This is a genomic window from Falsiroseomonas bella (assembly GCF_003173615.1).
GTDB classification, from domain to species: domain Bacteria; phylum Pseudomonadota; class Alphaproteobacteria; order Acetobacterales; family Acetobacteraceae; genus Falsiroseomonas; species Falsiroseomonas bella.
In genome coordinates, this window is sequence record NZ_QGNA01000004.1 from 244,813 (window position 1) to 269,338 (window position 24,526).

Annotated in this window: 26 protein-coding genes; 8 read left to right on the forward strand and 18 right to left on the reverse strand. The window is 72.7% G+C overall.

Going from position 1 to position 24,526, the window contains the following annotated elements; all coding sequences use genetic code 11:
- Position 1: 1 nt before the first annotated feature.
- The 4 genes from DFH01_RS18045 to DFH01_RS18060 form a co-directional block, all read right to left on the reverse strand.
- A complete protein-coding gene (locus tag DFH01_RS18045; protein WP_109871875.1) occupies positions 2-808 on the reverse strand; it encodes a sensor histidine kinase in 807 nt (268 codons plus the stop codon).
- 203 nt (positions 809-1,011) lie between these two features.
- Complete coding sequence (gene rpmB / locus DFH01_RS18050) at positions 1,012-1,308, reverse strand: 50S ribosomal protein L28 (protein ID WP_109871876.1); 297 nt, start codon at positions 1,306-1,308, stop codon at positions 1,012-1,014.
- 141 nt (positions 1,309-1,449) lie between these two features.
- Entirely contained in the window at positions 1,450-1,707 is a 258-nt protein-coding gene (locus tag DFH01_RS18055) for a hypothetical protein (RefSeq protein WP_109871877.1), read from the reverse strand.
- Between the two features lie 100 nt (positions 1,708-1,807).
- Positions 1,808-3,679, reverse strand: coding sequence for an ABCB family ABC transporter ATP-binding protein/permease (locus DFH01_RS18060; protein WP_109871878.1), 1,872 nt, complete (start codon positions 3,677-3,679; stop codon positions 1,808-1,810).
- 17 nt (positions 3,680-3,696) lie between these two features.
- Here DFH01_RS18060 and DFH01_RS18065 point away from each other — a divergent pair, with 17 nt between their 5' ends.
- Positions 3,697-4,638 carry an NUDIX hydrolase gene (locus DFH01_RS18065; RefSeq protein WP_233256171.1) on the forward strand — a complete coding sequence of 314 codons (942 nt, stop codon included), beginning with the start codon at positions 3,697-3,699 and terminating at the stop codon, positions 4,636-4,638.
- 10 nt (positions 4,639-4,648) lie between these two features.
- Here DFH01_RS18065 and DFH01_RS18070 read toward each other — a convergent pair whose 3' ends face one another.
- The 7 genes from DFH01_RS18070 to DFH01_RS18100 form a co-directional block, all read right to left on the reverse strand.
- Complete coding sequence (locus DFH01_RS18070) at positions 4,649-5,866, reverse strand: hypothetical protein (RefSeq protein WP_109871879.1); 1,218 nt, start codon at positions 5,864-5,866, stop codon at positions 4,649-4,651.
- Between the two features lie 136 nt (positions 5,867-6,002).
- Positions 6,003-6,359, reverse strand: a complete 357-nt coding sequence (locus tag DFH01_RS18075) for an Hpt domain-containing protein (protein WP_158287807.1) — start codon at positions 6,357-6,359, stop codon at positions 6,003-6,005.
- A 66-nt stretch (positions 6,360-6,425) separates the two neighbouring features.
- Positions 6,426-7,100 (reverse strand): lipid-binding SYLF domain-containing protein, encoded by a 675-nt coding sequence (locus tag DFH01_RS18080; RefSeq protein WP_233256172.1) that lies wholly within the window; start codon positions 7,098-7,100, stop codon positions 6,426-6,428.
- A gap of 186 nt (positions 7,101-7,286) precedes the next feature.
- Positions 7,287-7,910 carry a histidine phosphatase family protein gene (locus DFH01_RS18085; protein WP_109871882.1) on the reverse strand — a complete coding sequence of 208 codons (624 nt, stop codon included), beginning with the start codon at positions 7,908-7,910 and terminating at the stop codon, positions 7,287-7,289.
- A 32-nt stretch (positions 7,911-7,942) separates the two neighbouring features.
- Positions 7,943-9,235 carry a family 1 glycosylhydrolase gene (locus DFH01_RS18090; RefSeq protein ID WP_109871883.1) on the reverse strand — a complete coding sequence of 431 codons (1,293 nt, stop codon included), beginning with the start codon at positions 9,233-9,235 and terminating at the stop codon, positions 7,943-7,945.
- 29 nt (positions 9,236-9,264) lie between these two features.
- A complete protein-coding gene (locus tag DFH01_RS18095; RefSeq protein WP_442899709.1) occupies positions 9,265-10,095 on the reverse strand; it encodes an ABC transporter permease in 831 nt (276 codons plus the stop codon).
- Positions 10,092-10,850 carry an ABC transporter ATP-binding protein gene (locus DFH01_RS18100; protein ID WP_109872378.1) on the reverse strand — a complete coding sequence of 253 codons (759 nt, stop codon included), beginning with the start codon at positions 10,848-10,850 and terminating at the stop codon, positions 10,092-10,094. The genes DFH01_RS18095 and DFH01_RS18100 overlap by 4 nt, the downstream gene beginning before the upstream one ends.
- Before the next feature lie 125 nt (positions 10,851-10,975).
- Here DFH01_RS18100 and DFH01_RS18105 point away from each other — a divergent pair, with 125 nt between their 5' ends.
- Positions 10,976-11,467, forward strand: a complete 492-nt coding sequence (locus DFH01_RS18105) for a putative pterin-binding protein (protein ID WP_109871885.1) — start codon at positions 10,976-10,978, stop codon at positions 11,465-11,467.
- Between the two features lie 9 nt (positions 11,468-11,476).
- Entirely contained in the window at positions 11,477-13,786 is a 2,310-nt protein-coding gene (locus tag DFH01_RS18110; protein WP_109871886.1) for a putative bifunctional diguanylate cyclase/phosphodiesterase, read from the forward strand.
- A 160-nt stretch (positions 13,787-13,946) separates the two neighbouring features.
- On the opposite strand, the gene DFH01_RS18115 is transcribed toward DFH01_RS18110, so the two are convergent.
- From DFH01_RS18115 to DFH01_RS18125, 3 genes are all read right to left on the reverse strand, one after another.
- Positions 13,947-14,612, reverse strand: a complete 666-nt coding sequence (locus tag DFH01_RS18115) for a PEP-CTERM sorting domain-containing protein (RefSeq protein WP_109871887.1) — start codon at positions 14,610-14,612, stop codon at positions 13,947-13,949.
- 127 nt (positions 14,613-14,739) lie between these two features.
- Complete coding sequence (locus DFH01_RS18120) at positions 14,740-15,900, reverse strand: EAL domain-containing protein (protein WP_109871888.1); 1,161 nt, start codon at positions 15,898-15,900, stop codon at positions 14,740-14,742.
- Entirely contained in the window at positions 15,897-16,940 is a 1,044-nt protein-coding gene (locus tag DFH01_RS18125; RefSeq protein WP_109871889.1) for a hypothetical protein, read from the reverse strand. The genes DFH01_RS18120 and DFH01_RS18125 overlap by 4 nt, the downstream gene beginning before the upstream one ends.
- Before the next feature lie 64 nt (positions 16,941-17,004).
- Here DFH01_RS18125 and DFH01_RS18130 point away from each other — a divergent pair, with 64 nt between their 5' ends.
- A complete protein-coding gene (locus tag DFH01_RS18130; RefSeq protein ID WP_109871890.1) occupies positions 17,005-17,718 on the forward strand; it encodes a metallophosphoesterase in 714 nt (237 codons plus the stop codon).
- 30 nt (positions 17,719-17,748) lie between these two features.
- Here DFH01_RS18130 and DFH01_RS18135 read toward each other — a convergent pair whose 3' ends face one another.
- A complete protein-coding gene (locus tag DFH01_RS18135; RefSeq protein ID WP_109871891.1) occupies positions 17,749-19,032 on the reverse strand; it encodes a PQQ-dependent sugar dehydrogenase in 1,284 nt (427 codons plus the stop codon).
- Entirely contained in the window at positions 19,029-19,439 is a 411-nt protein-coding gene (locus DFH01_RS18140; RefSeq protein ID WP_233256173.1) for a DUF2231 domain-containing protein, read from the reverse strand. The genes DFH01_RS18135 and DFH01_RS18140 overlap by 4 nt, the downstream gene beginning before the upstream one ends.
- Before the next feature lie 274 nt (positions 19,440-19,713).
- On the opposite strand from DFH01_RS18140, the gene rfaE1 reads away from it, so the two are divergent.
- Positions 19,714-21,174 carry a D-glycero-beta-D-manno-heptose-7-phosphate kinase gene (gene rfaE1 / locus DFH01_RS18145; protein WP_109872380.1) on the forward strand — a complete coding sequence of 487 codons (1,461 nt, stop codon included), beginning with the start codon at positions 19,714-19,716 and terminating at the stop codon, positions 21,172-21,174.
- Positions 21,174-22,499 carry a dGTP triphosphohydrolase gene (gene dgt, locus DFH01_RS18150; RefSeq protein ID WP_109871892.1) on the forward strand — a complete coding sequence of 442 codons (1,326 nt, stop codon included), beginning with the start codon at positions 21,174-21,176 and terminating at the stop codon, positions 22,497-22,499. The genes rfaE1 and dgt overlap by 1 nt, the downstream gene beginning before the upstream one ends.
- A gap of 15 nt (positions 22,500-22,514) precedes the next feature.
- On the opposite strand, the gene DFH01_RS18155 is transcribed toward dgt, so the two are convergent.
- Positions 22,515-22,994 carry an MmcB family DNA repair protein gene (locus tag DFH01_RS18155; protein WP_109871893.1) on the reverse strand — a complete coding sequence of 160 codons (480 nt, stop codon included), beginning with the start codon at positions 22,992-22,994 and terminating at the stop codon, positions 22,515-22,517.
- Positions 22,995-23,000: 6 nt separating this feature from the next.
- Between DFH01_RS18155 and DFH01_RS18160 the strand changes: the two genes are divergently transcribed.
- A complete protein-coding gene (locus tag DFH01_RS18160) occupies positions 23,001-23,504 on the forward strand; it encodes an Rrf2 family transcriptional regulator (protein WP_199231283.1) in 504 nt (167 codons plus the stop codon).
- 112 nt (positions 23,505-23,616) lie between these two features.
- Positions 23,617-23,997: a hypothetical protein gene (locus DFH01_RS18165; protein WP_109871895.1), complete on the forward strand. Its 381-nt coding sequence runs from the start codon at positions 23,617-23,619 to the stop codon at positions 23,995-23,997.
- A 5-nt stretch (positions 23,998-24,002) separates the two neighbouring features.
- Here the strand turns inward: DFH01_RS18165 and DFH01_RS18170 are convergent, their stop codons facing one another.
- Positions 24,003-24,524, reverse strand: a complete 522-nt coding sequence (locus DFH01_RS18170; protein WP_109871896.1) for a GNAT family N-acetyltransferase — start codon at positions 24,522-24,524, stop codon at positions 24,003-24,005.
- Positions 24,525-24,526: the final 2 nt, after the last annotated feature.

Genomic DNA, 24,526 nt, shown 5'->3' on the forward strand with positions numbered 1-24,526 from the left:
GTTATGCTGCTTCCAGCAGGCGCTCCCGCGGGAGGGTGAGCCAGGCACGGGCGCCGATGCCGGGCGCCGTCTCCAGCCGGATGTCGCCGCCATGCGCCGCGGCCAGGGAGCGCGCGAGGCTGAGGCCGAGGTCGAGCCCGCGCGTGCCGCCCGGCGCGGCGACGGCCTCCGGCACAAGGTCGGCGGCGGACAGGCCGTCGCCCTCGTCCTCCACCACCAGCGAGACGGTCTCGCTGGCGACGACCCAACGCAGTGCCACCACGTCCCCGTCGCGGGAATGGCTGGCGGCGCGGCGCAGCAGGGCGGCCAGCGCCCCCTGCAGGGCGCGCCGGTCCGCATTCACGGTCAGGCGCCGCAGCGCGGGATCCACCTGCCAATGGCGGATGCCGGGCCGGATCTGGGCGCTGACCAGGGTCAGCGCCGCATCCACCATCGGGCCAAGCGGCGCCGGGGCAGCGTGGATGGCCCGCGCCGGACTGGCGGCCGCAACTTCCGCCAGGTCGTCGGCGAGGCGCAGCAATTGCTGCACCGGCCCGTCCACGGGCGGCGCGCCCGGCGCGGCCCAGCCGAGCGGCGCGCGCAGCGGCGCCTGTCCCTGGAAGCCGCCCATGGCGACGGCGATGCCGCGCAGCTCCTGCGTGGCGAGCGACATGGCGCGGCTGCGGATGGCGGCCAGTTGCTCGGCCTGGCCGGCCTCCATCCGCGCCACGGCAAGCTCGCGGCGCAGCCGGTGGACGGCGACGCCTGCGAGGACGACCACGGCGACCAGCGCGACCGAGAGCAAAGAGGAAAGGACGCTCACCTGCATGGTGGCGATCCTGCTTCGGTAGAGGTTGACGAATCGTTAACGGCGCCGCCGCAGGATCATTTTTGGCAACCTGCCTCGACGCAGCCTGTCAGCCTGGCTTGACGGCGGCATGGCGGCGGACGCGAAAAAAACCGGGCCGGGAAGGTCCCGGCCCGGCGGAAACCGCGCGGACAGCGCCGGCACGGGGCCGGCGCCGCGAAGGATCAGGCGGCGGCCTTGCGGGCCTGCGCCTTCTGCAGCCGCCGCTTCAGAACGATCGCCTCCTGCGGGAGGCGGCGGTCCGGCGTGCCGAGCAGGAAGCTGTCAAGCCCGCCATTGTGCTCCACCGTACGGATGCCGTTCACCGACAGCCGCATGCGCACGGGGGCGCCGAGGATGTCGGAGAAGAACGACGTCTCCTGCAGGTTCGGCAGGTAACGGCGGCGGGTCTTGTTGTTGGCGTGGCTGACGTTGTTGCCGGTCAGCACGCCCTTGCCGGTGACTGCGCAGCGGCGGGCCATGACACTGTATCCCGTTGAACACCCGCGAGGCCTGCCCCGGTGGGCCGGCCTGCTGCGGGCGGAGTGGTTCGGAGCGGGGCCGTATCGCGGAAACCGGGCCCGCCGTCAAGGCGCCGCGGGTTGCTAGCCCGGGCGGCCGCCTCAGCCGCCGGGCACGCCGCCATCGCGCATCTCGGCGAGCTCGCCGGCTTCCACCGAGCGCAGCGCGTTCCGCAGCACCTGCGCTACCGCGTGATCGTCCATCGAGCGCGCGAGCATCCCAAGCGCGCCGCCGAGCAGCGCGGAGGCGACCGAGATCGGGGCGATGTTCTGGCCGATCATGTACTCGATCGCCTTGTCCACCACGGCCCCGGCATGGCTGAGGTCATCGGGCGCCATGCCCTGGGGATCGAACTGCATGCCTGGGCCTCCTGTCATCGGCGGCAGATAGGCAGGGCGGCTGCGCGGCGAAAGCCCCGGCGGGCAAACCGCCGACCACCTGCGTCTTCACGGTCACGCATCAGGCGGGCGTGCGGGCCCGCGCGGCGGAGGCCTCGGCGGCCTCGGCGGCCGCGGCGGCGGCGGCGGCGGCTTCCGCGGCCTCCACCGCTTCCGACTGGCGGCGCCACATCTCGGCATAGAGGCCGTCCTGCGCGATCAGCTGGCCGTGGGTTCCGCGCTCCGCGATCCGCCCCTCCTGCAGCACGATGATCTCGTCGGCCTCCACCACGGTGGAGAGGCGGTGCGCGATGACCAGCGTGGTGCGCCCGCGCGCGGCGTTGCGCAGCGCGGCCTGGATCTCCTGCTCGGTGTGCGTGTCGAGCGCGCTCGTCGCCTCGTCCAGGATCAGCAGGCGCGGGTCCTTGAGCAGGGTGCGCGCGATGGCCACGCGCTGCTTCTCGCCGCCCGAGAGCTTCAGGCCGCGCTCACCCACGCGCGTGTCGTAGCCGTCCGGCAGGCGGAGCACGAAGTCGTGCACCTGCGCCAGGCGCGCGGCCTGCTCGATCTCCTCCTGGCTGGCGCCGGGGCGGCCATAGGCGATGTTGTAGCGGATGGTGTCGTTGAAGAGCACGGTGTCCTGCGGCACCACGCCGATCGCGGCGCGCAGGCTGTCCTGCGTCACGTCGCGCACATCCTGCCCGTCCACCCGCACGGCGCCCGCATTCGCGTCGTAGAAGCGGAACAGCAGGCGGGAGATGGTGGACTTGCCCGCGCCCGTCGGCCCGACGATCGCCAGCGTCCTCCCCGGCGGCACGACGAACGAAACACCCTTCAGGATCTCGCGGTCCGGGCGGTAGCCGAAGCGCACATCGTCGAAGCGGACCTCGCCGGCCGCCACCTGCAGCGCGGCTGCGCCGGGGCGGTCCGGCACCTCGCGCTCCTCCCGAAGCAGGCCGAACATCGCCTCCATGTCGGTCAGGCCCTGCTTGATCTCGCGATAGGCGAAGCCGAGGAAGTTCAGCGGCTGGAACAGCTGCAGCAGGTAGGTGTTCACCAGCACGAAGTCGCCGACGGTCATCTGGCCCTGCGCCACGCGATAGGCCGCGAGCAGCATCACCACCGTCAGCCCCACCGCGATGATCGCCTGCTGGCCGAAGTTCAGCGCGTTGAGCGTGACTTCCGACCGGACATAGGCGCCCTCGTAGCGCTGCATCGCCGCGTCGTAGCGGCGCGCCTCATGCGACTCGTTGCCGAAATACTTCACCGTCTCAAAGTTCAGCAGGCTGTCCACCGCCTTGGTGTTCGCCTCCTGGTCGGTCTCGTTCATCTGCCGGCGGAAGCGCAGGCGCCATTCGGTGAACAGCAGGGTGAAGGCGATATAGAGGCCGAGCGCCGCGAGGATGATGGCGCTGAAGGCGAAGTCGAACATCACCCAGAGGATGACCGCGACCACCAGGATCTCGAGCAGGGTCGGCGCGATGCGGAACAGCAGGAAGTCCAGCACGAAGGTCATGCCGCGCGTGCCGCGCTCGATCACGCGGGAGAGGCCGCCCGTCTGGCGATCCAGGTGGAAGCGCAGGGACAGGCGGTGCAGGTGCTCGAACACCTCGAGCGCGATGCGGCGCATCCCGCGCCCCTGCACCTTCGAGAACACGGCGTCGGAGGCCTCGGTGAAGGCCGAGCTCAGCAGCCGCACCATGCCGTAGGCGGCGACGATCGCGACCGGCACCGCGACCAGCGCCGCGGCGCCCTGCGTCGGCGTCAGGGCGTCCACCGCGCGCCCGAAGGCGATCGGGACCAGCACGTTCACGCCGCGGGCCGCGAGCAGCAGGCCGAGGCTCACGATCACGCGGGCGCGCAGGCCCGGCTCCCCCTGGGGCCAGAGATAGCGGGCAAGGGTCAGGAGGGTGCGCAGGTGGCCGCGCCCCTCCCCGGTTTCGGCAGGCTTCATCGCCGCAGGATGTGGCCATGCCCGGCCGGCACGGAAGGTGCCGCCTGCTTCCCGGCCATGCGCCCGGCGCGCTACAGGGCCGCATGAACCCCGAGCAGGACCTCTTCGGCCGTCTGTGGCGCCATGTGGAAGCGTGCAACAACGTCGCTTCCCCCGCGCATCTGATCCCGTTCCGGATCGCAGGCCAACAGGTGGGCTGGCTCGGCGCCGAGCTGGCGCGCGCGCTCGCCTTTTTCCCGCGGGACGTGCATTTCGACCGGGAGGGCGCGGCGCTGGCCGGGCGGATCCGGGGGGAGGCGGCCGCGACCGCGACTCTGGAGCGCCTGGCCCGGGCGCTGGCCGGGCGGGGGCATTTCCGCCTGCGCGACGAGGCCTTCGACGTGCGCGCAACGCCGGACGGGCCGGTGCTGGCGCGGATCGACCGCGGCGCCCTGCCGCCCTTCGGCATCCTCTCCCAGGGGGTCCATGTGAACGGCTTCGTCCGCCGCCCGGACGGCCTGCACCTCTGGGTCGGCTGGCGGTCGAAGCACAAGCCGGTCGCGCCGGGGCAGATGGACAACATCGTCGCCGGCGGGATCCCGGCGGGACTCGGCCCCGAGGAATGCCTGGTGAAGGAGGCGGGAGAGGAGGCGTCGCTGCCGGCGGAGGTCGCCACGCGCGCGGTGCCGGTGGGGCGCGTCGCCTATGTCATGGCGAATGAGGAAGGCCTGCGGCGGGACGTGCTGCATTGCTACGACCTGGAACTGCCCGAGGGACTGGTGCCCCGCCCGCAGGACGACGAGGTCGAACGGTTCGAGTTGCGCCCGGCGGCCGAGGTGCTGCGCGAGGTGGCCGAGGGCGACCGCGTGAAGTTCAACGTGAACCTGGTGCTGACCGACTTCTTCCTCCGCCACGGCCTGCTGGACGGGCTGCCCGAGGAGGCGCGGCGGCGCCTGCGCGCCGGCCTCTCCGCGGGATAGCCGGCCGCGCCTACCCCTGCGCCGCCGGCGGCGGCACGGAGAGGGGCACCGGGGCGGAGGGCGGGTCGCGCAGGCGGCCGGCGACGCCCTCGACCATCGCCTCGACCACGGTGAACACCGCCTCCAGCGCGAAGCCCACGAAGAAGGCAGCGGCCGCGAGGGTCAGGGCGAAGCCGCCGAGCTGCACCGGCGCATCGCCGCTCCAGACCACGCCGAGCAGCCCGCCCAGCATGGTGGCGAGCAGCACGCGCAGCACGGCATGCCAGCCGTCGCGCACCTCCAGCGTATTCTCCGACAGCTTGTGGTCCAGCCGGCGCAGCACATAGGCCGCGCCGCCGATGAAGCCCATGATCAGCGGCAGCACGAAACCCGTCAGGGTGGAGATCACCGCGGCGGTGCGCATCTCCGTCCGGTCCAGATGCTGCTGCAGCGGCACGCCGTACATCTTCTCATCGCCCTCCGGCGCGACGCAGGGATCGAGCAGCGGCAGGCCGCAGGAGAGGCGGTTCCAGCGCGTCAGGCGCATCACCACCAGCCGGTTGCGCAGCACCGCCTGGCCCAGCTCGTTGCAGAGCGCGTCGGCGCGTGCCCCTTCCAGGTTGTCGGCCGGCACCAGGCCCGTTCCGTCCTCCTGCGGGCACATCTGGCGATAGGCGCCCTCGCGCGGGGGCACTTGCGGCGCGATCCAGGCGGTCTGCGGCAGCTTCGCGAGCTCGCCTTCGATGGACCTGATCTCGGACCGCGTGTTCTGCAGCTGCTCCACCGCGCGCCGGCCGCTGTCCACATGGGCGAGCAGGCTGATGGCGATGACGACGAAGAAGACAACCAGCCCGATCAGCCCTAGGATCACGAAGCGCAGCCACATCACGCGGGCCTTCACCTCGGCCGATGGCTCGCCGCCTTCCGGCGTGCTGCGCAGATAGGCGCGCGTCAGGCGGATGGTGCTGGCATTGGCCGGCGCCGCCTGCCGGCTCAGCGCATCCACGCAGGCGGAGAGGGCGGCGAACTTGGCGCGGTCCCGCACGATCTCCAGCGGGTCCGCCGTGAGCATGGCGAGCTCCGTGATGCCGGCGATGCCGGGCGCCGTGCCGAGGACGCGGTCCGACCGGCGCGCCACATGGCGCAGCAGCAGGCGCCCGTCCCGCTGCAACTCGCGCACATAGGCGATCGCGGACTCTTCATCGTCGTTGAAGGGCCGCCCGTCCTGCCGAACGACTGCCGTGTCCATGCTGCCCTCCGCGACCGGCGCGGTGACAGAAGACTGCGCAGGTCGCCAAGGGGCCGTCCAGCACGAAACATGCCACTTGCCGATTGGACGTGTTCCGTTCCTGCCGTCCGCAGCCGAGCGGGCAGGGGCGGCGCGCCTACTCCGCCCGCTGCGCCTCGGCGCCAGGGGAGGCGAGCGCCGCCAGGGCGGCGAGCGCGGCCACGGCCTCCGTCCGCACGCGCTCGGCGAGGTCGCGCGGCGGGGCGAGGAAGGGCTGTTCCAGCGCGGCGCGTGCCGCCGCCTCGAGCCGGCTTGCGCCGATCGCCGCCGCGGCGCCGACCAGGCTGTGCGCGGCGCGGCGCACGCCGGCCTCGTCCGCGTCGCCGGCAGCCCGCACGCAGTCGGCGGCGAGCCGGCCCAGATCGGCCTCGAAGGTGTGGAGCAGCCGGCGGAACTCCTCCTCCGGCAGCGAGGCTGCCAGCTGACCGGCGACGGAGGGATCGAGGGGGCTCACCCGACCCCTCTCGCATCGCCGGCCCGCATGGTCAATTCGGCGTGCGTCGGCAGGTCCGCGCGGGCGTCACTGCGGCGTGCCGTAGCGCATCAGCATGGCGCGCAGCGGGTCGGCGCCCGGATTGTGCGCCTCCATCTGCAGCACGATCTGCCGGGCCGAGGCGTCCTTGCCGTAATAGGCGCGGGCGTAATCCGGCAGGTAGGTCAGCAGGGAGCCCTGCAGGGACATGCCGGCGAACAGCCCGCGGGCGCGCGCGACGGCGACGATGTCGGCGCCGGCCGCGGCGGTGGTCGCGCCCTGCACGGCGCCGCCGAGCGTCGCGAAGGCGATGGAGGCCTCGGCGCCGACCTTGAACTGGCTGTTCATCAGCGCCTGCAGGCCGCGGTCGCTCATCACCATCAGGACCAGGGTCATGTCCTGGATGCCGGCCTGCAGCCCGACGCTGCCAGAGGTCATCTGGTAGAAGGCGGGCGACGACCAGGAGCCGCCGCCATCCCGGCCGAGCAGGGCGCAGGTGCCGCCCTCGCCGCCGATGATGAAGCCCGCGCGGAAGATCCGCGGGCAGACGAGCGCGGCGCGGGCGCGGCGCAGGAAGTCCTGCGCGTCCTGCGGCCGGTCTCCGGAGGTCATGACCTCCTGCACGGCGAGCGCCGCGCGGTCGACCAGCGCCTGCTGCTCCTGCTGCGCGGCGGCGGGGCCGGCGGCGAGGAGCAGGACGGCCAGGAAGATGCCACGGAACATGAGCGGCCTCCGGCAAGACATTGTCACAGGCCCATCTCTACAGGCTTGCGACTCGGCTGTCCAAGGCGGCGGCAAGGCATTTCGGGGGCGGCGCGTGGCGCGCCCGCGGCCTGCGCGCCAGCCAAGCCCCCGGAGGGGGCGCCGGCGCCTGAGGCGATGAAAAACAACGCCGGCGCTTGAGGCCAACTAAAGAGTGAACATTTCCTCGTTCACGGCGGCGACGCGCCAGTCGGGGCCGACCTTCTCCAGCCGGGTCAGCGAAAGGTTCTTGATCGAGAAGCTGAGCACCGCGAGGCCCGGCGCGCCCATCGCATGGGCCAGCGCGGCCCGGATCGAGCCGCCATGCGCGACGATCACCACGTCGCCCCCCTCGTTCTCCGCCACCAGCCGGTCCACCGCCGGGCCGACCCGGGCGATGACGTCGGCAAAGCTTTCGCCGCCCGGCGGCCGTTCCTCGACGCTGATGGACCAGAAGGGGTGCGGTGGATGGCGCAACTGCTCGAGGAAGGCTTCGTGCGGCAGCCCCTCCCATTCGCCGAGGCGCTGCTCGATCAGCTGTGGATGGGTTTCGAGCTCGGCCTCCGGGTAGCCGGCGGCGAAGATCGCGGCGGCGGTCGCGCGGGTGCGGGACAGCGGCGTGACGGCCCAGCGCGCCGGCTGCGGCAGCCGTGCGGCAAGCCAGCGATAGGTCGCCGCCTCCTGCCGCAGTGCAAGCTCGCAGAGCCCGACATCCATCGCGCCGTACATGGTTAGCCGGGCCGAGGGCTCCACCAGCGCGTGGCGGACGAGGAAGAGGCGGGTGGTGGTCACCCGGCCCCTCTACCCCGCGGCAGGCGGGGCGGCTACCCGCGCCGCCGCGCCGCCTGCATCGCCCAATAGGCCTCCGGCAGGCCATCCGTGTCGTAGGCGCTCGGCATCACGATCGGCACCTGCAGGCAGAGCGACTGGGCGGGCAGCACTTCCCGCCACTGCTCGACCAGCCGTTTGTAGGCGCGGCCGACGGGGCGGATGTTGCGGTCGAGGTCGTAGAGGCCGACCTTGTCCACATGGCCCCTGGCCTCGCGCAGCGCCGTGTCCCAGTCGACCTGGTCGGTCAGCGAGTACCAGGTGAAGCCGATCACCGGCACGCCGTCGTTGCGCACGCGCAGCACGTTGGCCCATTGCTTCCACAGCCATCGCTCCGCGTCGCCCTCGTTGTCGTCGCGGAGGTTGGTCTCGGTGTGCATCACGGGCAGCCCGTAGCGGTCGTGATACTGGCGCGTCAGCACGGCGTAGCCGAACACCTCGCCGGAGGCGCGGGTGCGGCCGTCCTCGTGCACCAGGTGCTCGTTGGTCCAGTAGTAGTCGTTGCCCATGATGCAGTGGCGCTTCAGCGGCGAGTGGGCGAGGAAGAAGTGGTACTCCTCCCGCGTCAGGCCGGAATCCATCAGATACTCGTACATGCCGCTGTCCACGCGACGGCCGTAGTTGAGGTCGAGGGAGAGGAAGCGCTCCTGGTTGCGGATCTCCGCGGGGGCGATGGCGGCGGGGCTCTCGGCGTGGAAATACTCGGTGCTCTCGGACTGGATGAATATGGCGTCCGGGCGGACCTTCAGGATCTCCCGCATCGCGAGCAGGTTGGCGCCGACGATGTGCTTCAGCGCGGTGACGAAGGCGCGGTCGGAGGAGAGCTGCTCGTTCCACCAGCCGTAGCGGGCGGAGAACAGGGCGCAGATGTACATCTCGTTGACCGGGGTGTAGAGCTGCACCCAGGGGAAGCGGCGCGCGAAGCAGCCGGCATAGTCGGCGAAGAGCTTCGGGAAATCGGGGTTCTGGAAGTCGCCGATGAAATCCGGCACGCCGAAATGGCATAGATCGACGATGGGCACGATGTCGCGCCGGTGCAGCTCGCCGAAGGTCTGGTCGGCGAAGTCCCAGTCGTGGCGACCGGGACCGAGCAGCGTGCCGTGCAGCGGCGGGCCGTAGCGCAGGAAGCGCAGGCCGAGCTCCTCGACGAGTGCGAAATCCTCCCGCCAGCGCGCGTAGTGGCCGCAGCGCTCCATCTCGTCCACCCGCAGCGCGCCGTTGCGGATGCGTGGGTTGGAGTTCTCGATGCCGGTGGCGAACAGGAAGGCGGGCGGCTGGGGGCGCTGCATCCGGCGCAAACGCGCCGGATGGGGCGGGGTTATTCGCCGATGTTGAGCAGCGCGCCACGCACCCGCGCGCCCTGGAACTGGCGCAGGAACAGCCAACCCATCCCGGCCAGCCACACCAGGTTCAGCGCGAAGGCGGCGGCGAGGTGGCCCCAGGCCACCACGCCCTGCAGCAGCGCGGCGCGCATCCCTTCGAAGACATGCGCCGCGGGGATCATGTAGGCGAAGGGCTGCAGCCAGTCCGGCAGCACGCTGACCGGGTAGAACACCGCGGCGAAGGGCGTCAGGCCGAACAGCACCGACCAGGCCAGCGGCTCCGCCCCTGCGCCGTGGCGCAGGATCAGCGCGGTGACGCCGAGCGCCACCGCCCAGCCCATCATCATCAGGGACGCGAAGAACAGCACCAGTACCGGGCCTATCGTCCACAGGCCGAAGCCGTAGAGGGCGAAGGCGAGGAACATCGCGGGGATCACGCCGCAAAACATGCGCAGCATGCTCATGCCCACCAGCCCCGCGACCAGCTCCAGGGGGCGCACCGGGCTGACGAAGACATGGCCGAGGTTGCGCGACCAGATCTCCTCGAGGAAGGAGATGGCGAAGCCCATCTGGCTGCGGATCGCGACCTCCCACAGCAGCACGCCGCCGAGCAGCACGCCGGCGGCCACGGAGGCGACGTTGTTCTGCAGCCCGGCGAGATAGGCGGTGACGAAGCCCCAGACGATCATCTGCAGCACCGGCCAGTACATCAGCTCCAGCAGCCGCGGCCAGGAGCGGCGGTAGAGCGCGATGTGGCGATACATCAGCCCCCACACGCGTCGAGCGGACTGCACGCCTGCGGCGTGACGGAACGCGAGGGCGGTCACGACGCCGCCTCCACACGCTGGCGGTCGCGCGCAATGTCCAGAAAGACCTCCTCCAGGTCGTCGCGGCCGTAGCGTGCGAGCAGGTCGGCCGGGCTCCCCTGGTCCACGACGCGCCCCTGCTTGAGCATCAGCACATGGTCGCAGAGGCGTTCCACCTCACCCATGTTATGGCTGGCGAGCAGGATCGCGCAGCCGGTCTCCTCGCGGTAGCGCTCGAGCCAGCTGCGCACCCAGTCGCCGGTGTCGGGATCGAGGCTCGCGGTGGGTTCGTCCAGCAGGAGCAGTTCGGGGCGGTTGACCAGCGCCTTGGCCAGCGCCACGCGCGTCTTCTGGCCGGCCGAAAGCTCGCCCGCCGGGCGGTCCAGCAGCTCCGTCAGCTGAAGCTGCTCCGCCAGCTCCCGGATGCGCGCCTCGGCGCGCTTCACGCCGTAGAGATGGGCATAGACGCGCAGGTTCTCCGCCACGCTGAGCCGATGCGGCAGCGCCACGTAGGGCGACGAGAAGTTCATCCGTGCGAGGGCGGCGAAACGGTCGGTCGCCATGTCGTGACCGAGCGCCACGATGCGGCCGGAGGTCGGCACCAGCAGGCCGAGCAGCATGGCGATGGTGGTGGTCTTGCCCGCGCCGTTGCCACCGAGCAGCCCCCAGGTGGCGCCGCGCGCCATCACGAAGGAGAGATCGGCGACGGCCGTCGGCGCATCGGGGCGGTAGCGTTTGCTGAGCGCCTCGACGCGCAGCGCGGGTGTGCCATCCATCGCGCCGGCATAGGCGAGGCACGGTGCCGGCCGCAACGGGGCCGGGCTTAACGCTCCCTTCAGCGGCGCGACGCATCCTGTGCGGGGGCCGCGCAGGGCGGTCCGGGCCACAGGGGACAGGACCCATGCTTCGCCGCCGTTTCCTTGCGCTGCCCGTGCTGGCAGCGGCGCCTCCGGTCCTTGCCGAGACGGAGGCGCCGAGGGGGCGGCCGATCCTGCAGGTCACCGGCCGCATCGGCGCGGCCGAGGGCGTGCGCTTCGACCTTGTCGCGCTGGAGGCGCTTGGCCGCGCCGACCTCGTCACCCGCACGGCCTGGACCGGCGACGCGCCGCGCCGCTTCGCCGGCGTGCCGCTTGCCCGGCTGCTCCAGCATGTCGGGGCGCAGGGCCAGATGCTGCGCGCGGTGGCGCTGAACGACTACGCGATCACCGCGCCCGTCCCGGAGCTGCTGCAGCACGGCGCCTTCCTGGCGACGCGGGAGGACGACCAGCCGCTGCGCATCCGCGATCGCGGGCCGGTCTGGATGATCTTTCCCTGGTCGCAGCGGCCCGAGCTCGACGTCGCGCTGGTGCGCGAGCGGTCCATCTGGCAGCTCCGGGCGATCACGATCGCCTGATCCCGCGCGATGCCCAATCCGCTGCGCCGCCGCGCACCGCTGCTGGTCGGCGCGGCCGCCGCGCTGCTCTTCGCCGGTTCCGTCGGGATCGCGCTGCAGCAGGCGGTGCAGCAGTACAAGCTCGAGACCCAGACGCAGCGGATCTCGGTCTGGTACAGCAGCCAGGCGCTGGTGGAGCTGCATCGCACCCGCAGCGTGCTGCTGCGCATGGGCGAGCCGGATTCCGACGACGCCGACGAGACGCTGCTCGACCGCTACGAGATCCTGCTGAGCCGCGTCGCGCTCATGACGCCGGAGAATGTGGAAGCGGCCGAGGCGCTCTACGGCCGTCTCGACATGGTCGCGGGCCTGCTGCAATCGCTGGAGGGCATCGAGGGCGACATCCTCGGCTTCCGCCCCGGCGATGCGGCGGCGCGGGCGCGGATCGGCGCGGTGCTCGACGCGGCGGAGCAGCGGCTGACGCGCCTGAACGTGACGCTGCACACCGACCGGGCGGAGGCCGTGACGCGGGCCCAGGCCAGCGCCTCGCGCCTGTCGCTGATCTTCACCGCCTGCATCCTCGGCATCGCGCTGAGCTCTGCGCTGCTGATGGTGCTGCTGCGGCGGGGCATGCGGCGCGCGGAGGAGACGGAGCGCACCTTGCGTGTGCTGGTGGAGGCGCTGCCCGTCGCGGTGACGGCGGTGGACACCGATGGCCGGGTGGTGCTGGCCAATGGCGCGGCGCGCGACATGTTCGCGCTGCCCGGGCCGGACCAGAAGCTGATCGGCCGCAGCGCCGCGGAGATCGGCGCCGCGCCCTGGCTGCAGCAGGACGCCGCCGCGGTGCTCGCGGCCGGCGAGGCGCGCGGCGCTTCGGAGCGGGAGGTCGCGACGCCGGATGGCGGAAGGCGCACGCTGATCACCAGCGCGGCGCCGGTGCTGGCCGCCGGCAACCAGGTGGTGCGCGTGGTCTCCGTCGGCCTCGATGTCAGCGAGCGGCGCGAGGCCGATGCGCGCATCCGCTTCCTCGCCGAGCACGACGTGCTGACCGGGCTGCCCAACCGCGTGCTCTTCGCCGAACGCCTGCGTGAGGCGCTGGCGCCGGAGCGGCTGCGGCGGATGGTCGCCGTGCACTGCCTCGACCTCGACGACTTCAAGGGTGTCAACGACAGCCTGGGCCATCCGGTGGGCGACCAGCTGCTGGTCGCGGCGGCGACGCGCATGGCCTCCACGTTGCGCGCGGGCGATGTGCTGGCCCGACTTGGCGGCGACGAATTCGCGGTGATCCAGCCCGACATCGCCGGCCCGGAGGAAGCGGCCGAAACGGCGGCGCGGCTGGTACAGGCGCTCGGGCGCCCCTTCTGCATCGCGGGCTACACGCTTCGCAGCGGCGGATCTGTCGGCACGGCGCTGGCGCCGCTGCACGGCATGACCGCGGAGGCGCTGCTGCAGCGCGCCGACATCGCGCTCTATCGCGCCAAGTCCGGCGGCCGCGGGCGCAGCATGCTGTTCACCGCGGACCAGGAGGAACGCCTGGTCGAGCGCCGGCGCCTGGAGGAGGACCTGCACCAGGCGGTGCAGGGGCGGCAGATGGTGCTGGCCTACCAGCCGAAGTTCCGGCTGCGCGATGGCGGGCTCGACGGGGTGGAGGCGCTGCTGCGCTGGCAGCACCCCGAGCGCGGCTGGATCCCGCCGGGTCTCTTCATCCCGGTCGCCGAGGAGACGGGCCTGATCCACAAGCTGACCCGCTTCGTGCTGGAGGAGGCCTGCCGCCAGGCGCTGCGCTGGCGCGCCGAGGGGCTGGAAGTGCCGGTTGCCGTGAATCTCTCCGCCGCCGAATTCGGCGCCGGCCAGGGCACGCGCCTCGTGCAGGAGGCGCTGGAGGCGACCGGCGGCGATCCGCGGCTGCTGGAGGTGGAGGTGACGGAAGGCGTCTTCCTGCGCAAGGCGGAGCGCGCCGCGGCCGAGGTCGCGGCGCTGCGCAGGCTCGGCGTACGGGTCGCGCTCGATGATTTCGGCACGGGCTATTCCTCGCTGGGCTACCTGCAGCACCTGCCCTTCGACGTGATCAAGGTTGACCGGCAATTCGTGGACCGCATCGAGGAGGCGGGGCCGAGCCTGCACATCGTGGATGCGGTGATCCGCCTGGCGCATGGCCTGTCGGCCAAGGTGGTGGCGGAGGGCGTGGAGCGGCGCGGGCAGTTGCAGGCGCTGGCGGAGCTCGGCTGCGACCAGGCGCAGGGCTTCTTGCTCAGTCGCCCGCTCGCGGCCGAGGCGTTGCCCGCGCTCATCGCCCGCCGTCGGCCCGGCCAGGACGTGACGAAGCTCGAGGCGGCGTAGGGCGCGATCCGAGCGACTGGTCCGGGCCTCGTCCTGTGCCGGTCGAGCGGGCGGTCGCGCGCATGCGATCGGCGCGCGACATCCGGTGAAGTCGGAGCGGGCCGAACGTGCCGCCGTTCATGCCCGCTCCCTCGCACGGATGGACTTGCTGGCGCGTGGCCTAGGCGTGGCGGCGCGTCGCGATGCCGAGCATGCCGAGCAGCGCGGTGGCGAACAGCGCGACGCTGCCGGGTTCGGGCACCTCCACCAGCGGGGAGTTCTGCACGTCGGCGTAGGTACCGCCGAGCGTAACGATGTTGCAGCCATTGATCCAGGCACCGTTGACCGGCGGCGGGGATCGTCCTTCCGCGCAGGGCCACTCGCTGACACCCAGCATGGCGCTGGTGTGCAGCCCGTAGCCGAGTGTCACATCGACCGCGATGTCCGGATCCCAGGTTGTCACATAGATCGAACCGGACAGTGTTTCGGTCTCGGGCTTCCAAGTGATGTTGATGCGGAAGTCGCCGAACATCTCGTCGGGCGTCCTGAGGTCGAACAGGTTCGTGTTGAAGAGCCACAGCCCGGTGCGCCCACCCCTGCGCGCGATGATCGAGAGACCAAGCACGCCGGCGGCCTTGAGGTCGTGGAATGTCGTGTCCCGCTCCCAGAAGTTCTCGAGCTCGAAACTGACGCCATTCGCCTGCGCCTCAGGAGTGAGTGAGAGATAGGCGCGGACGTAGTAGTCTGGTTCGGTGCGCGGCGTCTGGAACAGCCACGCCGCCTCGGCGTGCGGCGCGGCGAGGGCGAGGCAGGACGCGAGCAGGGCGGTCCGCTGAAATGCGCGCAAGATGAAAATCCTTCGTTGCGTGCCGCACTGCGCGGCACGCGCGATGATGCCGCGGGCGCAGCGCCGCGGTGCGCGGACTCGACAATTTGATGCTGTAATGAGTCCGGTTCCGACGCGCCGCTCGCGCTCACACGCCGCGGCGGCGGCGCTCGACCAGCGGGCCCTGGAACAGGCGGATGCCGGCCTCCCAGCCCCAGGCGATCGCCGCGGGGCGGTCCACGCCGGCCAGCACCACGCGGTCCGACGCCGCCTGCAGCAGGCGGCGCACCGGCTCCGGGATGGCGGAGGGCAGGTCGGGCGACCAGCGCAGCCGCACCAGGTCGAGGCCGAGCCGCTCCGGCGGCAGCAGCGCGATCAGCGCCGGCGTCGCATCGTCGAGCGCGAGGCGGAAGCCGCGCTGGTGCAGCATGGGCGACAGCCGCCGCATCGCACGCGGGTCGGCCAGCACATCGAAGGGGCGCAGGCCGATGATCACCTCGGCGCGGCGGCCGGCCGGCAGCGCCTCCGCGAAGCGGGCGAAGATGCCGCCATCCAGCGTCGCCGGCGCGAGCGGCAGCCCGACCGGCCGCCAGGCGAGCTGCGCCGCGGGGCGGGCCATCTCGATCAGCATCCGCCCCTCCGCCATGCGGCCGAGGCGGCGCAGCAGGCCGGGCGCGGCATCCAGGTCGCGGCCGGGCAGCACCACGGCGTTCAGCGCGGGCCAGGAGATGCGGCGGTCCTCCCAGACCGGCTCGGGCGCGCCGCCCTCGGGGTCCAGCCGGCAGACCGACTGGGCGAGCGTGACGGGCTCGAGGTCGGCGGCGGCGAGCGCGCGCTCGGCGGCTGCGAGCTCGGCGCTGCCGAAGGGGGCGCCGGGGCCGTCCACAGGCGCGGTCTCCGCCGCCTCGACCGGTTCCATGCCGAGGCTCTCGGCGGCGGCGCTGAGCAGCCGCGCGGCTTCCTCCGGCAGGCGCATCCGACGCACCGCGCCGGCCGAGGCCGCGTCCAGGCTGCGCAGCAGCGCGGCCTGCGCTTCCTCCAGCGCCGGGGCGGGCAGGCGCGCCACGGCGACGACGTCGCCATTCGGCAGGTCGAAGATGTTGGCGCGCGTGGCCGCCAGCGCGCTGTCCAGCGCGTCGCGCAGCAGGCGGCGATGATGCGGCCGGCGCAGCGCGGGGGCGAGGGCGGCGAGGCGCAGATGCAGCACCTCCCGCGCCGCATCGGCCGCGACGCTCTCGCGCACCAGCGTGGCGAGGTCGAGCGCGGCGCGCGTGCCCGCGCGGGCTGCGGCGTCGCGCAGCGCCGTCATGCCGCGACGCCTTCGACCTGAACGATGCCGACCGCCGCGGCGAAGCGATGCGCCGCGGCGTCCTCCGCGCCGGCCAGCACGATCCGCGCGGGATCGAGCGCGGCGAGGGTGGCGCGCGCATCCGGCGCGGCCAGCGCCGCGGACCAGCGCAGGCGCAGCAGCACCGGCGGCAGGATGCGCGGATCCAGCAAAGCGAGGCTTTCGGCGTCGAGCCCGTCCAGCTCCAGGCCGATGCCGGCCGCTTCGAGGCGCGCGCGGCTGGCCTCCAGCGCTGCGGGATCGGCGGCGGCGGCGAGCGGCAGGGTGGCCACCAGCGTGCCGGGCGCCGCGCCGGCGCCGGGGCGGGTGGGCAGGTCGGCGGGAAGGGGCAGGTGCAGCCGCGCCGGCCCGCCGGCGCCGAGCAGCGCCCGCGCCTGCTCCGGCCGCGCCAGGGCGGCGAGCAGCCGCGCGGCGAAATGGCGCGCCGCGTGGTCCAGCAGGTCGGCATCGCCGCCGAGCAGCCCCATCGCGCCGGCGAGCCGCGCGCGGTCGGGCTCGAGCCGCAGGAAGCGCGGCGCGGGCCTGCCGCCGGGGTTCGGGCCCTGGGTGCGGCGGGTGAAGGCGGTTACGTCGAGGCCGGCGAGATGGCCGTCGAGCGATGCGAGGGAAGGTCCCGCCGGGGCCTGGCAGGGGGCCGCGGCGGGCGCGCCCTCCGCGTAGTCGCGCAGCGCCGCCCCGTCATGCTCCAGCGACCAGGTCAGCGTGCCGGCCGGGCCGACCAGGCGTTCCAGCAGCCGGCGCAGGCGCTCCGCCCGCCCCGCCTCGGCGCCGACCAGCAGCAGGTCGCCGCGCGGCCCGTCCAGCACCTGGCCGCCGGCGGCGAGCGCGCCTTCCTGCAGCAGCGCGCGCGCCACCTTGCGCCGGTGCGGCGCGGCTTCCTCCACCCGCAGCACGACGCGGCCGGGCGCGCCCTGCATGCGGCGCAGCGCCTGCAGCAGCCGATCATCCGCGGGGGCGGCACCGGGCGGGGGCGCCGGGTCGCGCAGGGCCTTGCCGATCATGTGTCTCCCGCCCCGGCCGGCGGATGGCGACGTCCTGCCGCGGGCGCGCTAGCCTGGGGCCGGAATGCTTGCGGAATCCTTGTCGCCGGGCTGGCTGCCGCCCGGGCTGCGCGTCTACGCGATCGGCGATGCGCATGGCTGCGCGGCGCGGCTGGCCGTGCTGCATGCCGGGATCGCGGCGGATATGGCGGCGCGCCCCGGGCCGAAGCCTCTGCTGCTGCATCTCGGCGACTATGTCGATCGCGGCGAGGACAGCGCCGGGGTGGTCGCGCTGCTGCGCGGCAGGCCGCCCGTGCCGGGCGCCGAGATGATCAACCTCGTCGGCAACCACGAGCAGATGATGCTGGCGGCGCTCGACGCCGCGGCGGATGCGCGGCGTGTCGGCTTCTGGCTCGACAATGGCGGTGCGCCGACGCTTGCCAGCTACGGCGCCGACCCGGAGGACAAGGAGAGCTGGGCCCTGGTGCCGGAGGGGGACATCGCCTGGATGCGCCGGCTGCGGCCGAGCTTCACGCTGGGCGGCTATCTCTTCGCCCATGCGGGGATCAGGCCGGACCTGCCGCTCGACCGGCAGGACCCCTTCGACCTCGCCTGGATCCGCGAGCCCTTCCTGTCGTGGCGCGGCGAGCTGCCGGCGGTGGTGGTGCATGGCCACACCCCCTCCGACTGGCCGGAGGTGCTGCCGCACCGCATCGGCGTGGACACCGGCGCGGTCTATGGCGGGCCGCTGAGCTGCGCCGTGCTGGAAGGCGATCGCGTCGGCTTCCTGTTCGCCTGACAGCCGCGCAGCAGCGGCGCGGCCGCACGCTCACTGTCCCGGCGTGACCCGCCAGATCGTGTTGGAGAGGTCGTCGGCGACGATCAGCGCGCCGCGCGGATCCACCGAGACACCGACCGGCCTGCCGCGGGCGTTGTTCTCCGCGGTGAGGAAGCCTGTCACCACATCCACCATCTCCCCGGCGGGGCGGCCGTCGCGGAAGGGAACGAAGACCACGCGGTAGCCCACGGGCTCGTCGCGGTTCCAGCTGCCATGCTGGCCGACGAAGACGCCTTCCGCGAAGCGCTCGCCCATCGCGGGGGTGGAGAAGGCGAGGCCGAGTGCGGCGACATGCGCGCCGAGCGCGTAGTCGGGCTCGATCGCCGCCGCCACCTTCGCCTGGTCGATCGGGCGCACGCGGGTGTCCACGTTCTGCCCCCAGTAGCTGTAGGGCCAGCCATAGAAGGCGCCTTCCTGCACCGAGGTCAGGTAGTCCGGCACGAGGTTCGGGCCGATCTCGTCGCGCTCGTTCACGACAGCCCAGAGCTGGCCGGTGCCCGGCTGGATCGCGAGCGCGGTCGGGTTGCGCAGGCCTGTCGCATATTGGCGGTGCCGGCCGGTCTCGGCGTCGATCTCCCAGATCATGGCACGGTCTTCCTCGGCCGCCATGCCGCGCTCGGTGATGTTGCTGTTGGAGCCGATGCCGACATAGAGGAAGCGGCCATCGGCGCTCGCCGTCATCGCCTTCGTCCAGTGATGGTTGATCACCGACGGCAGGTTGGTGACGAGGGTGGGCGGGCCGCTCGCCTCCGTCTGACCCTCGGCGTAGTCGAAGCGCACCAGCGCATCCTGGTTGGCGACGTAGAGCGCGCCGTTCGCCAGCGCGAGGCCATAGGGCGCGTTGAGGTTGTCGGCAAAGACGGTGCGCATTTCATAGGTGCCGTCGCCATCGGCGTCGCGCAGCAGGGTCAGCCGGTTGCCGCCGGGGACCGACGACTTGCCCAGGCTCTTGATGTAGCCGGCGATGACGTCCTTCGGGCGCAGCGCCGGCGCGCCGCCCCCCGATCCCTCGGCCACCAGGATGTCGCCATTCGGCAGCACCAGGGTCTGGCGGGGGATGCGCAGCCCCGTGGCGATGGGCTGGATGCGGTAGCCCTGCGGCACGGTCGGGAGCGCGTCGCCCCATTCCGCCGGGCGGGGGATCGTCATGGAGGGCAGCAGGCCGCGCTGCGGCGCCGGGAGGTCCGGCGCCGCACCGCGCGGGTCGCCGGCGGGGTCGCCGTCGCAGGCCACGAGGGCGATGGCGGCGAAGGGCAGGATGGCGGCGCGCATCATGCCACGCGCTCCGCACGGGCGCCCGCATAGCCGAGCCAGGACGCCACCAGCGCCAGCAGCACGACCGCGGCCGAGAGGTAGAGCGCCTCCGGCATGACCGCGAAGGCGTCCTTCCCATGCACCAGCGCGCTGAAGATCCCGACCACCCAGGTGGCCAGCAACGCCATGAAGTAGAGCGCCGCGTGGCGGCGACGGGGCGGGCGGCTGCGGATCAGGCTGATCAGCGCCCAGAGCAGGGCGAAGCCGCCGAAGAACAGGGCGCCGGCGATCAGCCAGGAGGCGAAGTTCGTCCACTGCACATGGTAGGTGCGCCAGTAGGCGACATCCGCGAGGAGCGCGCCCAGGAAGAGCGGCAGCGGGAAAGCCAGCAGGATCGCATGCAGCGGATGCAGGGGCCTTCCCTGCACGGGCGACCGGTGCAGGGTCCTCGGGACGGCCGGGGCGGTGGTTGCAGACACGGCGTGTCCTCTCGTTGCTGTGTCCGGCTGCGCGGGGATCGGCCGCGGCGCGCGAGGCCGGGGGCTCGGTGGGGGAACGAGGCAGATGCGGGCCGGTTTCTTGCCGCGCGCGTGATGCCCGGCGTGCGACCGGGGCCGAAACCTGCAAGGCGTGCCTTGCGCAGGATGCAAGGGGTGGGGTAGGCGATCTGTCATGCAAGGCCCCGCGCCCGGCGATCGCCCGATGCCCGAGATTCCAGCGGGCGACCTCGCGGATGCCGTCCGCCAGCTTCGTCGCGCCTCGGTGCTCGTGGTGGGCGACGCCATGCTCGACCGCTACGTCTATGGCAGGGTGCAGCGCGTCAGCCCCGAGGCGCCGGTGCCCGTGATCGCCGTGGAGCGCGAGGTCGCGATGCCCGGCGGTGCCGGCAACGTGGTCCGCAACCTGACCGCGCTCGGCGCGGCGGTGGCCTTCGTCTCCGTGGTGGGGGACGACCAGGCGGGCAGCGACCTCACCGGCCTGATCGGTGGCCAGCCCAATGTAGAGCCCTGGCTGCTGGTGCAGGGCGGCCGCGCCACCACCACCAAGACCCGCTTCATCGCCGCCGGCCAGCAATTGCTGCGCGCCGACCACGAGCAGTCGAGCGCCATCCATGAGCGCCTGGCCGAGCGCCTGGTGCGGATCGCGGCCGACGCGGTGGCGGCGACGACGGTGATGGTGCTGTCCGACTACCAGAAGGGCGTGCTGGCCGGCGACACCTGCCAGCGCCTGATCACCGCGGCACGGGCGGCCGGGCGGCGCGTGGTGGTGGACCCGAAGGGCGGCGACTACGGCCGCTATGCGGGCGCCGACCTGATCACGCCGAATCGCGCCGAGCTCGCCCTGGCCACCGGCATGCCGGTGGAGAGCGAGGAGGCGATCGTCGCCGCCGCGGAGACGCTGCGCACGCGCCACGGCTTCGGCGCCGTGCTGGTGACCCGCAGCGAGGACGGGATGACGCTGGCGGATGCCGACGCGGTGCGTCACTTCCCGGCCGAAGCGCCGGAGGTGCACGACGTCTCCGGCGCCGGCGACACGGTGGTGGCGGTGGTGGCGGCGGGAATCGCGGCCGGGCTTCCGGTGCCCTTGGCCGCGCGGCTCGCGAACATTGCGGCGGGCATCGTGGTGGGAAAGATCGGCACCGCCGTCGCCCGCGAATCCGACCTGCTGGAGGCGCTGACGCCGGAGCGCGGCGCACTGCGCAAGGTGATGGGCCGCGCCCAGGCGGTGGAGCAGGTGGAGCGCTGGCGCCGCCGCGGCTGGCGGATCGGCTTCACCAATGGCTGCTTCGACCTGCTGCATCCGGGCCATGTCCATCTGCTGGAACAGGCGCGCGGCTGGTGCGACCGGCTGGTGGTGGGGCTGAACGCCGATTCCAGCGTGAAGCGCCTGAAGGGCCCGTCCCGCCCGATCCAGGGCGAGGCGGCGCGTGCCGCGGTGCTGGCGAGCCTCGCTTCGGTGGACTGCGTGACCCTGTTCGAGGAGGACACGCCGGTGGAGCTGATCCGGCAGTTGCGGCCTGACGTGCTGGTGAAGGGCGCGGACTACACGGTTGCGCAGGTGGTCGGCGGCGACCTGGTGGGCGAGTGGGGTGGCGTGGTGAAGCTCGCGGCGCTGCTGCCCGGCCAGAGCACCACGGCGACGGTGGCCAAGATCAAGGGCTGATGGACTGGGCGCTGCTGTTCCGCGACGACCGCTTCGAGGGCGGCGCGCGGCGGCCGGACGACAACCGCAACGCCTTCCAGATCGACCAGGACCGCATCGTCTTCTCCCGCCCCTTCCGGCGGCTGCAGAAGAAGACGCAGGTGCATCCGCTGCCGACCAACGCGCATGTGCGCAACCGCCTGGTCCACACGCTGGAAGTGGCGAGCGTCGGCCGCTCCCTCGGTTTCGCGACGGGCACGGCGCTACGCGAGGCGGGCGTGGACTTCGGGCGCACGCCGGACGACCTGGGCTACCTGGTGCAGGCCACCTGCCTCGCGCATGACATCGGCAACCCGCCCTTCGGCCATGCGGGGGAGGAGGTGATCGCGGAGTGGATGGCGGGCTTCCTGGCGCGGAGCGGGTCGCTCGGCCTCGATCCCGACCTCGCGCATTTCGACGGCAATGCGCAGGGTTTTCGGATCCTGACGCGGGCGGATGGCTACCGGCAACGCGGCGGGATGAAGCTGACCCTCGCGACGCTCGCGGCCTTCCTGAAGTATCCCTGGGACGCCGGCGATCCGCGCGCGGCGCGCGGCGGCCGGCCGGGCGTGAAGTTCGGCCATTTCGCCACCGAGGCGGCGGCCTTCGCCGCGGTGTGGCAGGCGGCGGGGCTCGCCGGGGAGAACCCGCGCCACCCAGCGGTGTGGCTGATGGAGGCCGCGGACGACATCGTCTATTCGCTGGCGGATCTCGAGGACGCGGTCGAACTCGGCATGATCGGGTACGGCGAGTATCGCGACCTCGTCGCGCCCTGCTGCACCAGCACACGCAGCCTGGAGGCGGAGGAGACGGTGCCGCAGCGCATCGCGTATCTCCGCGCGCGGGCGATCGGCACGCTGATCGAGGCGTGCAAGGACGCCTTCCTGGCGAACCGCGAGGCGATCCTGGCGGGGGCGGTGCCGCCGCGGCAGGGGTTGCTCGATCTCTGCGACGGCGCGGGGCGGCCGCATGCGGCGGCGCTGGCGGCGATCAAGGCGCACAATGCGCGGGTGATCTATTTCCATCCGCGCAAGATCGAGTTCGAGATCGGCGCGCAGGACGTGCTGGGCAAGGCGCTCGACGTCTTCGTGCCCGCCTGCCTCGCCTTCGTCCGGTCGGGCGGCGACCGCGCGGGGCTGACGCACCGGCAGCGGCAGGTTCTCTCGCTCATGCAGGACTACGAGCCGCGGGCGGATTTCTCGCCCTCCGAAAACATTCGCTGCGCGATCGACTTCGTCGCGGGCATGACGGACGACTATGCGAGCTACCTGGCGGCGCGGCTGCGGGGGCTCGATCCGGCGCTGTAGCGGGGTAAGGGTGCGCTACTCCACCCTGAGCGCCGCCCGCAGCTCCGCCAGGCCCGCCGGATCCTGCATGGCCGCCAGCCGCCCCGCCGCCGTCACCGCATAGCGGTGCAACAGCGCCTTGCGGCGGGCGCCCGCCAGCCGATGGTCCGGTGCCTCCCGTACGCGCGTCGCATCGGTGCCATCGGTCACCAGCAGCCCCACCTCCTCCGGGATCAACTCCTGCGGGAAATCCAGGTCCACGGCGAAATACAGCCGGTCGCAGAACTCCCGGTACTCCGGCCATTTCTGGTCCGAGAGAAAATCGCGGGCGCAGGACTTCACCTCGATCACCGCGAAGCCGCCATCGGGCAGCAGCGCCAGGATGTCCGCGCGGCGGCCATTGGGCAGCGGCATCTCGGTCACCGGCGCCCAGCCGAGCCGTGCGCAGAACCGCGCGGCGGCCCGGCAGACGGCCAGGGTGCGGGCCGCCGGCGGCGGCGCGAAGGCAAGGGACATGGGCGCATGTTCGCCCTCCGTTCGCGCAACGGTCAAGCCTCGGGCAAACAGCCGGGAACCTCGGCACGCATCGCGCGTGTTGGGCTGACCATGGTCGCCACGCGCTTCGCCGTTGCCATCCACATCCTCCTCCTCCTCGCCACCGAGCCGGGCGGGCAGGCGACAAGCGGCCGGATCGCGGGCAGCGTCGGCACCAACCCGGTGGTGATCCGCCGCCTGGCCGGGCAGCTCGCCCGGGCCGGGCTGCTCAGGGTCCGGCGCGGGCCGGGCGGGGCGGAGCTCGCCCGCCCGCCGGAGGAGATCACGCTGGCCGAGGTCTGGATGGCGATGCGCCGGCCGGGCCTGCCCCTTCTGCCGAATCATCCGGGGCCCCGGATGAACGGCGACGCTCTCGGCCGCGCGGTGCCCGGGCTGCTGCGCGGGGTGCTGGACGACGCGGAGCGCGCCATGGAGGACCACCTCTCCGGGGTCACGCTGCGGGAATTGCATGCACGGGTGGTCGAAGCGTGAGCAGTCCGGCGGCGCGGCCGGCTCGCACGCCGCGTCAGGCCGCGAATTCCAGGTTGAAGACGCCGCCGCGACACGGCCATGCTGCGCAACCCGACCGGGAGACGACGCCCCGATGGATCCCCTGGAGTTCGTCACGGACCGCAGCATCCGCCGCGCGCTCGGCTTCGCCGGGCTCGGCGTCGGGCTCGTGATGCTGTCGCTGTCCTATGACCTGCCGCTCGCTTTCCGCAGCGGCGCCGACCTGGCCGCGCTGGTGGCGGTGACGCTGCTGGTGATGGCCTGGCGCACGCCGGGGCGGGACATGCGGCACAGCGAGCCCCTGATGATGCTGCAGGAACTTGCGCCGGAGACGGTTCAGGGAATGGCGCGGGCCGAGGTGCAGCGGCGCCTGAAGGAGGTGCTGCGCCGCCGCCTGCTGTGGCATGCCGAGCGCGTCGGGCTGCTGGCGGTGGCCCTGTGGGCGGCGATGCTGGTCGTTACCGCCCTGCGGTAGGGAATTCAGCCCGGCAGGCTGCGGTCACCCTCGCCGAGCGGCTTCTGCATGACGACGAGGTCCACCCAGCGGCCGAACTTCAGGCCCACGGACTTCACGATCCCCGCCTGCCGGAAGCCGAGCGAGACATGCAGCCCGATCGAGCCGACATTCTCGGCATCGCCGATCAGCGCCAGCATCTGGCGGAAGCCCGCTTCCTCGGCGCGGTCGAGCAGCGCCTGGACCAGCGCCTTGCCGACGCCCTGGCCGCGCACGTCGTCGCGCACATAGATCGCGTTCTCGGCGCAGTGCCGATAGGCGGAGCGGTCGCGGAACTGTTCGTAATGGGCGTAGCCGAGCAGCGTGCCGTCCGGTGCCTCCGCCACCAGCCAGGCCCAGCCATGGGCGCGGATGCGGGTGAGCCGGGCGGCCATCTGCGCGGCGTCGGGCGGCACCTCCTCGAAGGTGCCGGCGCCGTGCAGCACGTGATGCGCGAAGATCGCGGTGATCGCGGGCACGTCGGCATCGGTGGCGTCGCGGATCTGCATGG

Bases quoted from the DNA above. Each gene is read 5' to 3' on its own strand.
- DFH01_RS18120 (WP_109871888.1), bottom strand. From the start codon at position 15,900: ATGACGGCGCTGCGCGACGCCGCAGCCCGCGCGGGCACGCGCGCCGCG.
- DFH01_RS18070 (WP_109871879.1), bottom strand. From the start codon at position 5,866: ATGGACACGGCAGTCGTTCGGCAGGACGGGCGGCCCTTCAACGACGAT.
- DFH01_RS18165 (WP_109871895.1), top strand. From the start codon at position 23,617: ATGGATCCCCTGGAGTTCGTCACGGACCGCAGCATCCGCCGCGCGCTC.
- DFH01_RS18060 (WP_109871878.1), bottom strand. From the start codon at position 3,679: ATGAAGCCTGCCGAAACCGGGGAGGGGCGCGGCCACCTGCGCACCCTC.
- DFH01_RS18065 (WP_233256171.1), top strand. From the start codon at position 3,697: ATGCCCGGCCGGCACGGAAGGTGCCGCCTGCTTCCCGGCCATGCGCCC.
- DFH01_RS18130 (WP_109871890.1), top strand. From the start codon at position 17,005: ATGCTTGCGGAATCCTTGTCGCCGGGCTGGCTGCCGCCCGGGCTGCGC.
- DFH01_RS18055 (WP_109871877.1), bottom strand. From the start codon at position 1,707: ATGCAGTTCGATCCCCAGGGCATGGCGCCCGATGACCTCAGCCATGCC.
- rpmB (WP_109871876.1), bottom strand. From the start codon at position 1,308: ATGGCCCGCCGCTGCGCAGTCACCGGCAAGGGCGTGCTGACCGGCAAC.
- DFH01_RS18160 (WP_199231283.1), top strand. From the start codon at position 23,001: ATGTTCGCCCTCCGTTCGCGCAACGGTCAAGCCTCGGGCAAACAGCCG.
- DFH01_RS18125 (WP_109871889.1), bottom strand. From the start codon at position 16,940: ATGATCGGCAAGGCCCTGCGCGACCCGGCGCCCCCGCCCGGTGCCGCC.
- DFH01_RS18135 (WP_109871891.1), bottom strand. From the start codon at position 19,032: ATGATGCGCGCCGCCATCCTGCCCTTCGCCGCCATCGCCCTCGTGGCC.
- DFH01_RS18090 (WP_109871883.1), bottom strand. From the start codon at position 9,235: ATGCAGCGCCCCCAGCCGCCCGCCTTCCTGTTCGCCACCGGCATCGAG.
- DFH01_RS18110 (WP_109871886.1), top strand. From the start codon at position 11,477: ATGCCCAATCCGCTGCGCCGCCGCGCACCGCTGCTGGTCGGCGCGGCC.
- rfaE1 (WP_109872380.1), top strand. From the start codon at position 19,714: ATGCCCGAGATTCCAGCGGGCGACCTCGCGGATGCCGTCCGCCAGCTT.
- DFH01_RS18045 (WP_109871875.1), bottom strand. From the start codon at position 808: ATGCAGGTGAGCGTCCTTTCCTCTTTGCTCTCGGTCGCGCTGGTCGCC.
- DFH01_RS18170 (WP_109871896.1), bottom strand. From the start codon at position 24,524: ATGCAGATCCGCGACGCCACCGATGCCGACGTGCCCGCGATCACCGCG.
- DFH01_RS18155 (WP_109871893.1), bottom strand. From the start codon at position 22,994: ATGTCCCTTGCCTTCGCGCCGCCGCCGGCGGCCCGCACCCTGGCCGTC.
- DFH01_RS18100 (WP_109872378.1), bottom strand. From the start codon at position 10,850: ATGGATGGCACACCCGCGCTGCGCGTCGAGGCGCTCAGCAAACGCTAC.
- dgt (WP_109871892.1), top strand. From the start codon at position 21,174: ATGGACTGGGCGCTGCTGTTCCGCGACGACCGCTTCGAGGGCGGCGCG.
- DFH01_RS18080 (WP_233256172.1), bottom strand. From the start codon at position 7,100: ATGTTCCGTGGCATCTTCCTGGCCGTCCTGCTCCTCGCCGCCGGCCCC.
- DFH01_RS18105 (WP_109871885.1), top strand. From the start codon at position 10,976: ATGCTTCGCCGCCGTTTCCTTGCGCTGCCCGTGCTGGCAGCGGCGCCT.